The organism is Nitrospira sp., assembly GCA_029194535.1.
Taxonomy (GTDB): Bacteria; Nitrospirota; Nitrospiria; order Nitrospirales; family Nitrospiraceae; genus Nitrospira_C.
Window position 1 is genome coordinate 582817 of record JARFXR010000001.1, and the last position, 13325, is coordinate 596141.

The window sequence follows — 13325 nt, forward strand, 5'->3', positions numbered from 1 at the left end:
TTGTGTGAAAAAACTCAAGCTGCGAGAAGGTACCAACACCTCCGTCTTGTTCGGTCACCATGACCGACACCTCAAGCTGATTGAAGATGATCTCGGCGTGCGTCTTTCAGCGCGCGGCGAGGAACTCACAGTTGATGGAACCCCGGATGCGACTCGCCACGCCGAGCGAGTTCTGACCGAGCTTGCCGCTCTCGCTAACGAAGGAATGGTTCTTCAGCCTGAAGACATTACGCATGCGCTCTTTGCGCTGAAGCAGAGTCCCGACGCTCCATTGAAGGAGCTCTTGTCTACAGCCACGACTATTGTCACGAAGAAACGCTTCGTCGCGCCGAAGACTCCGACTCAGAAATCATACATCGAAGCTATTGAAACTCACGACATCGTGATCGGAATCGGCCCGGCCGGCACAGGCAAGACCTACCTCGCCATGGCTATGGCTGTGAGTGCGTTGATGAAGCGCCAAGTTAGTCGGATTATTTTGGCGCGTCCAGCGGTAGAGGCTGGCGAGAAGCTCGGGTTTCTTCCGGGCGATATGTACGAAAAGATTAATCCGTACCTGCGTCCTCTCTATGACGCATTGTTCGATATGATGGACATGGAACGTGCCACTAGAGCGATCGAGCGAGGCGATATTGAGATCGCACCTTTGGCGTTCATGCGAGGCCGCACGCTGAATGACTCTTTCGTCATTCTCGATGAGGCTCAGAATGCAACTGCCGAGCAGATGAAGATGTTTCTGACTCGGCTTGGTTTCAGCTCGAAGGCTGTCGTGACGGGAGATATCACTCAGATCGATCTGCCGCCTGAGCGGGTATCTGGACTCATCGAAGTCCGTGATATCCTTCGCGACGTGGAAGGCATTCGATTCATCTATTTTGACGAACGGGACGTTGTCAGGCACAAGCTGGTGCAGGACATCATCAAGGCCTACGATCAGCATCACGAACGAACTCAGGATCCAATGGCATCACCTCCGGGTCGCCGACCTCCACCTTATCCTAACGCTCGAACGTCAACGCCTTCCCCGACACAGCAGTCGCCCAAGTCGTCTTTGGGACAACCACATTAATGTCCGTGTTTGTGGAAAGCCGGACTCGGATCGTGACGGTGAATCCGATCCTAGTCGGGAAATTCGCATCTATGGTTTTGTCGGCAATGGGAGAGGAGGATTCGGACGTAAGCGTGACATTCATCGGTGATCAAAGGATGCGCCGATTGAACCGACAGTACCGTCAAAAAGACAACACCACCGATGTTTTGGCATTTGCCTTCAGAGATGCTCGCTTCCCCATCCGTGCGCATCCGGGTACGGGGCCGCTCGGTGATGTGGTTATTGCTGTGCCCACTGCGATTCGGCAGGCGCGTGCAGCAAGACGATCTCTTAGGAAGGAAATCGCTGTCTTGCTCATTCACGGAATTCTCCATCTGTGCGGATACGATCACGAACGAAGCGATAGCGAAGCGAGACGCATGCGCCGACGAGAGCGTACTCTTCTGGAGCAACTAGGAAAACTCGCTCCTCTCGTCAGAATGGCGAGTAAACGTTCGCGGTGATTTCATGGCATGGCTCCAACGGCTCAATGAAGGCTTAACTCGAACGCGATCGGCTGTTCGCGGGTCCCTTGATAAGCTCTTAGGCCGTACAGCAGATCCGGCGCTGCTTGAAGAGCTAGAGACGGCTCTGGTCCTTTCTGATCTCGGTGCACCAGTCGTGAAACGCACAATGGATCAGTTGAAACAGGGACTACTCGGGACCAATGCTTCACAAATCCTCACGGTTCAGACCGTCCTGAAGCAGACCCTGCTGCAGGCGCTCACCCCTGCCACAGGGCCCAGGCTCGAAGATCTAATCGCCCAAGGCACTAAGCCATTCGTCATTTTGGCTGTGGGCGTGAACGGAGTGGGCAAGACGACGACGCTGGCAAAGATCGCGCAGCGACTGGCAAATGGAGGGCTCAAGCCGCTCCTGGTTGCGGCCGATACCTTTCGCGCTGCGGCAATCGATCAACTGAAGGTATGGTCTGACCGTATCGGCACCGAGTTCGTCTGTCATCGCCGTGGAGCGGATCCGGCCGCCGTGGCTTTCGATGGCTTAATGGCGGCCAAGGCACGCAACGCAGATGTGGTCCTGATCGATACAGCCGGGCGTCTTCATACGAAATCGAATCTGATGGATGAGTTGAGGAAGATCAGTCGCGTGCTGAAGCAGGGAATGCCCGAGGCGCCTCAGGAGGTGCTGCTGGTGATAGATGCGACGGTCGGTCAAAATGCTCTTGTCCAAGCGCGTCAGTTCAATCAGGCTGTCGGGGTCACTGGCCTCGTCCTTACGAAATTGGACGGCACAGCTCGTGGGGGTATTGTGGTCGCCATCGCCGATGAACTGAAGCTGCCGGTGCGGCTGATCGGGGTCGGTGAGTCACCGGAAGATCTCCAGGATTTCCGGCCCGAGCCATTTGTGGACGCCCTTATCGGCGTACCGGTATAGCGCTGCTCAGATCCCATCATTTGCTTTTTGACGCAGCGGGCTCATGGTACGCTCGCGTGTAAGCGGCAGACGCTCACACTTGGCGACGGACGGTCTTATGGTCAAACTTCTGATCATTGACGATGATCGTATGAACTGCGATCTCCTGCAGGCCGTCTTTACCCGCCATGGATATGAAGTTCACACCGCGACTAATGGCATAGAAGGCCTGACTCTCTTTCGTGAGCATGGACCACGAGTCACCATTCTGGATCTTCGGATGCCAGGGATGGACGGACTCATGATATTGAAGGAAATTCGAGCCATGGATCCGCACGCACCGGTCATCATTCTTGGGGGGGGTGCGACGGAAACTCAGGAAAATCAAGCTCGGTCGCTACGCGTCACGGACTTCTTGCGCAAAGGTCTCTCGCTGGATGTCCTTGTTGAAGGCGTCAACCGAGTGGTGCAGCGACCCACGAAGTCCACCGTGGAGACTTCGCAAACCTCATCGGCGGGTGCAGCGACCGACACCGACGAAACAGTCTTGGTGGTCGACGATGAGCAGTTGGTGCGCGAATTGTTAGTGCAGTTCTTGAGCCTTCGAGGATATCGATCTCTCGGGGTGAAAGATGCGACGGCCGCCCTCGCGATGATCGATCAAGCTCCTCCGGATTTGATCTTGCTCGATCTTTTCCTGCCTGGCATGAGCGGGGTGGAGATGATGCATCGACTTCGCCAGAAGGAATTCGGCGGCGCCGTCATTATCATCACCGGAAGTCATGACGAAGAAGTTCTTGAGGAAGCGTGGGCTCTCCATCCACAGGAAGTTCTCACCAAGCCGGTCGATCTTGAGCGAATGCTTTCAGTCATCCAGCTTGTGCTTGTTTGTCGCGAATGTTAAAACCTCCTGAATGCTGACTGGCAAGGCGCTCCGCTTCGCGCTCGTTCTCCTCACCGCAACAGTGCTTCATGCACAATTCAGTCTGTGCGAGGAGCACCAGTATCAATCTCAGGGAACGGCCATTCAACGCCATGAGCTGTTTGTGCAACTCTATCCAGAAACTCACGAACTGATTGGTCGTGACCGCATGACGCTGGCGCTTTCCGAGAAGGAGACCGCTATCCGTCTGTCGTTGGCCTCGACACTTGCCGTGCAGCGCATTGCCGGAGGGGTAGATGATTCGACGGGGCGTGAGCCCGATCAGACACTCGCGTTCTCGATCGAGCATGATACGGCACCGCCACAGGTCCAGCAGATTGTGATTCCGTTGCCAAGCGCCTCCGCCAAGAATATGACGATGACACTTACGATCACGTACCAGGGTGTGATTGATGATCCACCCAGAGAGCCTCGACATCTGCGTTTTGTCACGCCGAGCGATACGGCCGGCCACATCGGCCCGGAGGGTGTCTATCTCAGCAGCGAAAGCCGATGGTACCCTGACAGTCCCGGCTCCCTAAGCGCGTACTCGCTTCGTGTCGCATTGCCGGAAAGCTGGACGGCCGCAACGCAAGCCACGGTACACAAGACAACCGCCTGTTTGCCGGATCAATGTCGAGGGGCGAACATGGCGTTGATCGAGTGGAATCCGACAACGCCTAGCGAAGCCCTGACGGTCGTGGCCAATCGATTCGTCGTCAAACAACGCCCTTGGGTCGCAAAGAGTGGCCAACCAGTGAAACTGACGACATACCTGTTTCCCGAGGACTCGCATCTCGCGGACGAATATCTGGACGCAGCCAGCCGGTATCTGGATGCCTATATCGGAGTTCTGGGGTCCTATCCCTTTGAGACGTTTGCCGTCATCGAGAATTTCTTCGCGAGCGGTCTGGGTATGCCCTCGTTTACCCTGCTCGGCAGCGCGATCATCAAGCGGCATTACGTCCAGCCGTATGCGCTTGGCCATGAAATCGTCCATTCGTGGATCGGGAACGGGGTGTTCAACCAAACGGACAAAGGGAACTGGGTGGAAGGACTGACCACCTACCTGGCCAATTACTATTGGTACGAACTGACTGGTCAGCTGTCTCAGGCTCGTGATCAGCGGCGCCTGTTCGTTCGGTCGTACAATCTGCACGTGCCGCGTGATCGTGACTATCCTGTAAGTCGGTTCATGCAGAAGCATGACGAGCGCGACAATGCAATCGGATATCAAAAGGTTGCGATGACGCTTCATCTCTTACGGCAAGAGATTGGGGAACAGGCGTTCTGGTCTGGAATAAAGCGTCTGGTCGCCAGCTATCTCGGTCGGCACGCGGAGTGGCATGATATAGAACTGGTATTCAACGAAACCAGCGGCCGCGACCTTGGTTGGTTTTTCAAGCAGTGGATTGAGCGAAGCGGTGTGCCGGCACCATCCCTCAGGCGCGCCGTCGCACGCCCTGTCGACGGTGCTGCTGCATTTGACCTTGATGTACGCATGGTCCAAGGTGAGCCATTGTTCCGGTTTCCCGTCCAGCTTCGGATCCGGATGGATGACGCACGCGAACATACGCTGGATATTCAGATGGCGGACGCGGCGCAGTCGGCCACCGTCCGACTCCCAAGTCGTCCCGTGGACGTGCGGCTTGATCCGGAGACAATGCTGATTCGCAGAATCCCACGGCAATCCTTACCGCCCATGTTGAACCACTATGTCACCGATGCGCGTCGAACGGTCATGCTCGCCGGTTCATTTCCGTCATCTCACCCGTATCAGGAGTTAGCTGCGCGCATCGAGACTCAGGAGAGTCGCAAGGGAGAATCGGGCCATGTTGCGATCATTCCGAGCGCGACGGCCGCACTGTTTCCGCTCGAGGGGTCGGTGTTACTATTGGGCAACGACGTGGGGCGAGAGGTCATCCAACCATTGTTGGCGACTCATTGTGGGCAACGAGTCCATCTGACCGAGTCGGGTGTCGCGATAGAAGGCGAGAACTATGATGGACCCGGGATGGCCGTCATCGTCACGTGCCATCGCGTTGATCGGCCGGGCAGCGTCCTGTCCCTCTTGTACTCGGCAACCCCGGAGGCCGCTGCCACCGTCTCTCGGCTGCTGTTTTTTTACGGCTGGAATAGTTTTGTCGTGTTCAAGAACGGGTCTGTCGTCACGCGCGGAGAATGGCCAGGTGAACGTGACCCGAGCGAGCAAATGGAGGTGTTCCTCGATGAGAAGCGTGTCATTCGGTAGCGGTTTGGCGGCGGTGATGATTCTCATCTCCTGTGGTCTGACGAGTGCCGCGGAGGAGCAGAAGCCGCCTGAGGTGAGACGCCCTCCGACTGGGATGGAACGGCATTTGAAGAATATCCGACAGCTGACGTTCGGCCGGCAGAACGCAGAAGCCTACTTTTCCTTCGACGGCACAAAGCTGATCTTTCAGTCCACCAACAATTGGATGCAGGAATCCTTTGCCGCAACCTTACGGCCTGCTGAAGCTGGACTGAATTGCTACCAAATGTACGTCATGGATCTCGAGAGCCAGACGATCCGGCTGGTCAGCACCGGGGCCGGTGTCACGACGTGCGGCTACTTTTTCCCAGGCGATCGGAGGGTCCTCTTTGCTTCCACTCATGCGGCCGGACCAAATTGTCCAGTCAAACCGAAGCGCGACGGAGCTTATCGATGGGCGTTGGATGACTACGATCTGTACGCGGTGCGTATTGACGGACAGGAGATGCAACGGCTCACGACCTCGCCGGGCTACGACGCGGAAGCGACCGTGTCTCCCGACGGCAGGACGATCGTCTGGACGTCCATGAGGGACGGGGATCTTGATTTATACGCCATGAACCTTGACGGAACCAAACCACGTCGCTTGACCGATGACGTGGGATACGATGGCGGCGCCTTCTTTTCACCGAACAGCAAGCGGATCGTCTACCGAGCGTCACATCCGACGGAGCCGGCTGAGGTGGCTCGGTATAGGGAATTGCTCGATCAGCGGCTGGTCGAACCGGGGCAGCTCGAAATCGCGGTGATGAACGCTGATGGCAGTGCCAAGCGACAGGTGACATCCAACGGTGCATCGAACTTTTCGCCGTTTTTCCACCCGGATGGCAAGCGCATCATCTTTTCCTCCAATGTGGAAACAAGAGGAGAGGGGGGCAGACCAAGTTTTCATCTGTATCTGATTGGCGACGACGGAGCAGGATTGGAGCGTTTGACGTTCGAAGGGCAGTTCAATAGCTTTCCCATGTTCTCTCCGGACGGGAAACGTCTCGTATGGATCTCCGACCGCGACGCGAAGCAACCCGGCGAATTCAACGTGTATCTTGCCGAATGGGTTCCCTGACTAGCCGGGGACGAGGCGTTGCGTGACAGGAGACACGTCGGCAAGATCATCGGCTGCCGATTCGACCGGAGTTGTCTTTCTTGCCTCCGTCCTTTGCTCAGGTGCGGCCGTCGCGCTGACCCTCTTGGGCTTGCTCGAACTCGATGTCCCACTGACGAAGTTTGTTCGGTCGTTGTATCACCCCGTCGGGTATCTTCCGAACCCCTGGCTTGCGTATTTCAGCGATATCGGTGATCGGCTCGGCAGAGGAGAGTCCTTGGTCGCGCTCAGCCTGCTTCTGCTGCTCGTCGGGGGAAAGCTGAAACGCACAGAGGTGAAGCTCGCCGGGTGGCAAACTCTGGTGGCTCATGGAATTGTCGCGGCATTGAGCAACCTTATCAAGCACGCGGTCGGTAGACCACGGCCGAAGTTCATCCACACCGGCGCGTTCGATCTCTCTCCCTTCGGTGGCAGTGGATGGGATTCGTTTCCATCCGGACACGCCACGTCGGCTGTGGCGATCGCCGCCGTCCTCGCGGTCAGATTTCCCAGGGGACGTTGGATCTTCATCGGAGCGGCCGTAGCCATAGCCGCGAGTCGAATTCTCCGCGGTGCGCATTTTCTGACCGACACGGTTGGCGGTGCGGCGCTTGGCTGGTTGGTCGGTGTCGTGGCCGCCCATCCTTGGCGAGCCTGGCGATCGTCTCTCGGATCGGCACTGGCGTCTCTCGCTCCGTTCTGCGTTGGCGTGTCGGCCGCCATATGGGTGATGGGCCGCACTTGCTCGGTTCAATGGCCGGGTCCGCTCCTGATAATCGGCGGGTTTCTGTTGACGGCAGCCACGTTTGCCGGATACGTATGGCTGGCCGTCAGGCCGATGGTAAGATGGCCTCTTCCGAGAGGTGCGCTCAGAGGGTTGATGGGATTGGGTTTGGTCATGGCCACAGGATCTGCGTGGATGTCGTCCGCTGCGCTCTGTGCCGGCCTGGCGACTTGGCTCCGATCCTGGACCGTCGCTCCACCGGTTGCAGATGATGGAATGGCCGTTGCTCGGACTCCAGCTGAGGAGGTGCTCTTCTGTCTGCTCATTCTTTTTGGGCTATGGGCAAGCCTAGAGATGAGAGGACTACTGCCGCTGCCGTAGGCGTCAATGAGGAGAAAGATCGGAGGGAGGAGGTGCCGCTCCTTGCGGAATGGTCACCATCGGCTGATTTGCCAGCAAGAGATAGCCGTGACGCCGAAGGAGCGGGACCAGCTGATCGGCCTCGGCTGGAAGGTTCGATCGAAAACGCTCCGGAAGCAAGACCATGGTCCGGCCCGGTTTGGCCAGGGTGAGACGGATCGTCTCTTCTTCGCCAAAGGGCACGAAGACGGCCTGTCGTCTGGCGTAGAAGATGGTCGAAGGTCTGGTCGCCCCATAGACCACGAAATGATCGGACGGGCGCAGGTTGACGCCGGCGGCGTAGGCCAGCTCCTGCGGTGGAGCGATGAAGTAGTGGTTTATCAGAGGCAGGCTGAGCCTGAGGGCGATCAGCGCGACAATGGCCAGCGTCCCACCAGCCGCCCAGAATGCTCCAGCGCGCCGCTGTTCGTGTAAGCCCCAATACCCAACCAACGCCATTCCGATCAGCAAGACCAGCGCGGCAGCATAGGGCCCCGCATCCCACGCGCTGGGGTCGAGAAGTCCGGCAGAGGGGAATTCTTTCAGCATCTTGTCGGACAGGCGGGAATAGATCCACGGAATCGCCGATAGCCCCAGCGCCAACAGAAATCCCAAGCCCATCATGAGATGAATCGCGGCGCGCACCCCTTTGGTTGCCGGGTCGACCAAGCTTCGGTGCCAGTAGGCCGCAGCGAGAAGAGCCGCTGCCGGAAAGAGGGGGGCGATGTAGTGTTGAAGTCTTGTGGAGGAGAGCGTGAAGAACACAAATGACCCGATCACCCAGAGCGTGGCGAACAACTCGAGTTCGTTGGGTGCAGTCTCGACCCCTGAGGAGGCCAGTTGCGGAGCAGTCATTCCCGTCCTGCGCGACGCCCGCCACGCCTTGAGACAACCGTACAACGACATTGGCAGAAGGGCGCTCCACGGGAAAAATCCCAGCAACAGAACAGGCACGTAGAAGAATAGGCCGAAGCCGTGCCCTTCCATGGGCGCCATGAAACGGCCCACTGTCTGGGCCTTGGCAATCGTCACATAGTTTGAGCCGTGAATGACCAACATCGTGCCATACCAAGGAAGAGTGAGCAGGAGGAACAGGCCGGTGCCGAAAAGAGGGTAGCCCTTACGCCAGTATTCCGCCCACCGCCGCGTGAACGAGAGATAGAGGATCATGGTGATTAGTGGGACGATGAAGCCGACCGGTCCTTTGGCCAGCGTCGCAATACCCATCCCGACATAAAACCACCACATCCAATATCGGCCTCCCATTCCGTGAAAACCTGCCCAGAATGCGAACTGCGCCGTTGTCGTGAAGAACACCAACACGCTGTCCGTCAGAGCCATGCGATTCAGTCCGATCATCTCAATGTTGAGCAACAGCATGAGGGCGCTGAACAATCCAATATGGGGGGCCTGCCAACACACGGAGAACCAATATTGGACCAGGATGAGTGCGGTGCCGAACAGCGCGGAGGGAAATCTGGCGGCGAACTCGTTGACTCCGAAGAGAGAGTAAGATCCGCTCATCAGCCAGTAGACCAGCGCCGGTTTATAGAAGCGCGGTTCATAGTTGAACGTCGGCGTAATCCAATCGCCGGTTTCCAGCATTTCTCGACCGGCTTCCGCGTTGCGACCCTCATCCCGGTCGGTGAGTCCGATCGAGCCCAGCCCGATGAAGAGGAGCGTTCCGGCCAGCGCCAGGAGGATTGCAAGGTTCACCAGGTGCTTGGCCATCGGTATCGGCTCCGCTGAGGGGTTCGGGTGCAGTGACACGGTTGATCAGGAGTTACCGACTGAGGATGGGCGTTGTGCGGTCTGATCGTGAGTGGATCGATGAATCAACATGAGGTTCCGGACATAGACCAGAGCTCCGACTCCTTGCCCGGCAATGAACACGGGATCCCTGCGATAAATGGCATACGCGAGAGTAATCAGGCCCCCGATAAGACTCATATACCAGAACGCGACCGGGACCTGACTCTTCGCCGTCCGTTCTGAGGCGATCCATTGAACGACCCAACGGCCGAAGAACAGGCCCTGGCCCAAGAACCCGATTGCGATCCAGATGGCTTCCGTGCTGGACATGGCAAATTCTGAATGGTGACCGCTTGGTTACTTGGCGACAGGAGACGATTGATAGCGGTATCGCAACACGCGGTGGTGCATCCACCGGACCGCGATCAGGTCGTAGAGGCTCTTAAACAGCCGATTGCCGACTCCGTATTTTGACTCTCCATGGATGCGCGGATAATGGCGGACCGGGATTTCCGTGATGGTAAACCCGTGCATTAGAGCCAGCGCCGGAAAGAAGCGGTGCATACCTTCAAACAGGTAGAGTTTATCCAAAACCGGTCGGCGGAATAGTTTTAGGGGGCATCCCGTATCGTGAATGCCGTCGCGGGTAAAAATATTTCTAACGAAGTTGGCGATGCGCGAAGAAAGCTTGCGCACGAGGTTGTCCTGACGGTCTTTCCTCCATCCGCATACGACGTCATAAGCCTCCACGAGCGGCAGCATCAATAGAATATCGTGGCTGTCTTGTTGGAGATCGGCATCGATATGGATGATGGTTTCCCCAGAGGATTGTTTGAAGCCGGCATCCAATGCTGCCGTCTTGCCGTAGTTCTGATCAAAATGAATCGCCCGAACTTCAGGGTGCCTCATGGCGAATTGGTCCATCAACTCGCTGCTTCCGTCTGTGCTCCCGTCATCAATTAGGATGATCTCGAAGGGCCGGCTGCGTGAGTGGCTGTGAGAGCGCATCACCTTGAGGAGGCCCTCAATCAAGGGCGTGAGATTCTCGATCTCGTCCTTCACCGGAACAAGGACTGAAGCCCATGGATGAGGGGCACTCATGCAGAATGGGGAATCGTCGCACACATGAGGAACAACGCGATCACGTGTTCATTCTACAGAATGCCTCACGGACCGTCAAACCGTGCCCTGCGGCTGGCTCACTCAATTCAGATGCGAATGACATGACGATCAGTGAAAGTCTCGATGCCAGAATGGTTGGTGACAAGACCGATCGGCTGATGTGCTTGGAGCATACAGGGCACTGATCATACTGTCGGTCACGAGTTTGGCGCGGACGAGAGTACGAAAGCGATCTCATCGCACGACAGATGCGGTCTGATGCGCGGGCGGGTTACTGCTTCAGATCTGCCACGACCGTGAAGCGCATCGTTCCCATCAACGACACTTCGTTGATTTGTTCCCCCGCGTGGATTTCGACCTTGTAGCGGCCCGGCTTCCACCCGCCAGCAGGAGGAGTCAGCCGAAGGTAGCCCGATTCGTCCTCGAGTGCGATATACATGGCGTCTTGGCCGATCATCGTGTCGGGATTCAAACCGGCGACTGCCTCGGGAAAACACCGACCGAAGACCTGGAAGGCTTGATAATGCTGGTGCAGCTGAAAGACGACAAAAATGCCTGCTGTGCCGGGGAGGAACTTGTCCGTCGGCTTGATCGGCACGATCTCGTGGGTTCGGCGGAATCCAAGTTCCTCGTCGAATCCTTCTGCCAAGGTGATGTCCCTGAACATGCCTTTCGGCGGGGCGTCGAAGTCGTAGGGCTGGACCTCTTCTGATCGATTCTGAAACTCGGAAATGGATGAATTCTTGGTGAGGGGAATTTCTTCTCCGACCGCGATCGATAGGGTTTGGAAACACAGGAGGCATCCGACTGAAAACGTCATCGTCAAGCGAAGGAGAGACCAACTAACCGGGTGCATGATGATCTCGTACACCGGCAGGTGGAGGCTGTCAAGCTGCGCCCGGAGGTCCGGAGATTCTTGCCGAGTCTGCGAGTCTGATGGAGCGATGCCCACCCATTGCGACGGTTTTGGGTCATCTGCTAGTATTTGTGATTGCACAGCGTCACGGTGCTCACATAGGTGTCACGACGCGCGAGTCCTAAGGCGGCGTGTCATAACTTGGTGTACGATGTTGCAAGACGCAGATGCGCTTCCCCAACTGATCGGCGACTACAAGCCAGTTGATCAATGGCAAGTCCACGTCAATCAGCTCTTCTATAGGTTCCGGAGCAATCAAATCCGGAACTTTTATCAAACCTTTGCATCGGCCGACTATCGGTTGGCCCACGCCCTTGCTACGGACTATTTTGAGAAGATCTTGAAGCGGGATGCCCCTCTGTCGCGTGCCACGAACGACTCGAACCCTCTGACGGTCATGGAATGGGGGCCCGGCAACGGGAATCTGGCGGCCTGTTTCCTGTCGCATATCCAGATGCTCGACAAACAAGAGCAGGTCTATCGGCGGATTCGTTATGTGATGGTGGATTGGGAACAATCCCTCTTGGATGGAGCGATCGCGTCTCCCGCCTTGGCCCAGCATCGTGATCGAATTGTACCTCTCTGTACGACAGTCGACCGCCTCCCCGGTATCACTGAGGGAACGGTGGATCGGATTATCTGCAACGAACTCTGGAACGATTTACCCACCAAGCTGATGTGCCGGCAGGCCGGAGACATCGAGGAAGAATTCCTGCGTCCCAATCTCAGTGATGCGCTTCATGCCAAGGTCGATGATTGGGCGGCGTTTGTGCGAGCGTTTGATGCGAAGGACGTGGAGACACTCAGACGGTTTCCTCCGTTTTTCGACGACCTCGTGTGGGAACGGGAGTATCGAACCGTTGACTGGAAGGAGGCTCCTCACCGTAAGACCGTCACGGAATTCCTCCGACGCATCGATGAACAAGTCGTCGTCCCGGTCAATATCGGCGCGTTCATGACCTTGAGGGAGGCCAAACGTCTCCTGGCTCCCGATGCAGTGGGATTCAGTAGCTTCGATGCGGGCAGTACGGACCTCAAGGTGCTCAATGATCCCAATAAGCCGTGCTCCGGCCAGTTCGGGGGGCAGCAGAGCTACATGGTGAATTTCCCCCTTGTGGAAGCGGTCGGTAAGCAACTGGGCGCGGACAAGGTGATGGTAGAAAGTCAGCGAGAGTTCATCGGGCGTAGCCTGAGAACCAATGTCCTGACCCTCATGGATCTCTTGGCGACCCATCCGTCCGCCGGGACGAAGATGGAACCCTGGGAACAGGATCGGTTGATGCTTCAAACCATCCGGGCCCTAGATGAGGTTTATCAGAGCCCATACGAGAGGAAGATCGAATTTCCGCTCAGCGCAGACACGCCAGCGGACGAGCGTGACGGCATGCAAGCGCTGGTCGATGGCTTGAAGGCCACCGGTGTGTCGGATACGGTCGCGTATCTGACTGAAGAGGAACTGACCGGCGCCTCGAGAAATCTCGAAGAAATTGGCTACGACCCGCACTCTTTTCTCATCGCACTCACGGCTCCGCCGAGTCCGGTGGATTACTTTCACCTGCTGATGCGTCGCTGACTCCTCCCGTCGTTGTTTGCCCGGCCTCGAAAGACCGAAGCCTTCAAATTAGACTTGACTAATCTGTAATTCTACTATAGCC

11 protein-coding genes are annotated in these 13325 nt (G+C 57.0%); 7 read left to right on the forward strand and 4 right to left on the reverse strand.

The window, feature by feature from the left end:
- Nucleotides 1-4 precede the first annotated feature (4 nt).
- The 6 genes from P0111_02700 to P0111_02725 all read left to right on the forward strand — a co-directional run bounded on the left by P0111_02700 (nt 5) and on the right by P0111_02725 (nt 7862).
- Entirely contained in the window at nt 5-1069 is a 1065-nt protein-coding gene (locus tag P0111_02700) for a PhoH family protein (GenBank protein ID MDF0642916.1), read from the forward strand.
- Nucleotides 1070-1558: 489 nt separating this feature from the next.
- A complete protein-coding gene (gene ftsY / locus P0111_02705) occupies nt 1559-2485 on the forward strand; it encodes a signal recognition particle-docking protein FtsY (protein MDF0642917.1) in 927 nt (308 codons plus the stop codon).
- Nucleotides 2486-2582: 97 nt separating this feature from the next.
- Nucleotides 2583-3368: a response regulator gene (locus P0111_02710; protein MDF0642918.1), complete on the forward strand. Its 786-nt coding sequence runs from the start codon at nt 2583-2585 to the stop codon at nt 3366-3368.
- 10 nt (nt 3369-3378) lie between these two features.
- Nucleotides 3379-5637, forward strand: coding sequence for a M1 family aminopeptidase (locus P0111_02715; GenBank protein MDF0642919.1), 2259 nt, complete (start codon nt 3379-3381; stop codon nt 5635-5637).
- Nucleotides 5615-6739 carry a hypothetical protein gene (locus P0111_02720; protein MDF0642920.1) on the forward strand — a complete coding sequence of 375 codons (1125 nt, stop codon included), beginning with the start codon at nt 5615-5617 and terminating at the stop codon, nt 6737-6739. Before P0111_02715 ends, P0111_02720 begins: the two co-directional genes overlap by 23 nt.
- A 22-nt stretch (nt 6740-6761) precedes the next feature.
- A complete protein-coding gene (locus P0111_02725; protein ID MDF0642921.1) occupies nt 6762-7862 on the forward strand; it encodes a phosphatase PAP2 family protein in 1101 nt (366 codons plus the stop codon).
- 3 nt (nt 7863-7865) lie between these two features.
- Here P0111_02725 and P0111_02730 read toward each other — a convergent pair whose 3' ends face one another.
- The 4 genes from P0111_02730 to P0111_02745 form a co-directional block, all read right to left on the reverse strand.
- Nucleotides 7866-9611: a glycosyltransferase family 39 protein gene (locus P0111_02730; GenBank protein MDF0642922.1), complete on the reverse strand. Its 1746-nt coding sequence runs from the start codon at nt 9609-9611 to the stop codon at nt 7866-7868.
- Between the two features lie 45 nt (nt 9612-9656).
- On the reverse strand, nt 9657-9962 hold the full coding sequence (locus P0111_02735) for a lipid-A-disaccharide synthase N-terminal domain-containing protein (protein ID MDF0642923.1): 306 nt from the start codon (nt 9960-9962) through the stop codon (nt 9657-9659).
- Nucleotides 9963-9989: 27 nt separating this feature from the next.
- Nucleotides 9990-10733 (reverse strand): glycosyltransferase family 2 protein, encoded by a 744-nt coding sequence (locus P0111_02740; GenBank protein ID MDF0642924.1) that lies wholly within the window; start codon nt 10731-10733, stop codon nt 9990-9992.
- Nucleotides 10734-11025: 292 nt separating this feature from the next.
- Nucleotides 11026-11610: a hypothetical protein gene (locus P0111_02745; protein MDF0642925.1), complete on the reverse strand. Its 585-nt coding sequence runs from the start codon at nt 11608-11610 to the stop codon at nt 11026-11028.
- A gap of 211 nt (nt 11611-11821) precedes the next feature.
- Between P0111_02745 and P0111_02750 the strand changes: the two genes are divergently transcribed.
- Nucleotides 11822-13243 carry an SAM-dependent methyltransferase gene (locus P0111_02750; GenBank protein MDF0642926.1) on the forward strand — a complete coding sequence of 474 codons (1422 nt, stop codon included), beginning with the start codon at nt 11822-11824 and terminating at the stop codon, nt 13241-13243.
- Nucleotides 13244-13325: the final 82 nt, after the last annotated feature.

Bases quoted from the DNA above. Each gene is read 5' to 3' on its own strand.
- ftsY (MDF0642917.1), top strand. From the start codon at position 1,559: ATGGCATGGCTCCAACGGCTCAATGAAGGCTTAACTCGAACGCGATCG.
- P0111_02710 (MDF0642918.1), top strand. From the start codon at position 2,583: ATGGTCAAACTTCTGATCATTGACGATGATCGTATGAACTGCGATCTC.
- P0111_02715 (MDF0642919.1), top strand. From the start codon at position 3,379: ATGCTGACTGGCAAGGCGCTCCGCTTCGCGCTCGTTCTCCTCACCGCA.
- P0111_02720 (MDF0642920.1), top strand. From the start codon at position 5,615: ATGAGAAGCGTGTCATTCGGTAGCGGTTTGGCGGCGGTGATGATTCTC.
- P0111_02730 (MDF0642922.1), bottom strand. From the start codon at position 9,611: ATGGCCAAGCACCTGGTGAACCTTGCAATCCTCCTGGCGCTGGCCGGA.
- P0111_02735 (MDF0642923.1), bottom strand. From the start codon at position 9,962: ATGTCCAGCACGGAAGCCATCTGGATCGCAATCGGGTTCTTGGGCCAG.
- P0111_02740 (MDF0642924.1), bottom strand. From the start codon at position 10,733: ATGAGTGCCCCTCATCCATGGGCTTCAGTCCTTGTTCCGGTGAAGGAC.
- P0111_02745 (MDF0642925.1), bottom strand. From the start codon at position 11,610: ATGCACCCGGTTAGTTGGTCTCTCCTTCGCTTGACGATGACGTTTTCA.
- P0111_02750 (MDF0642926.1), top strand. From the start codon at position 11,822: ATGTTGCAAGACGCAGATGCGCTTCCCCAACTGATCGGCGACTACAAG.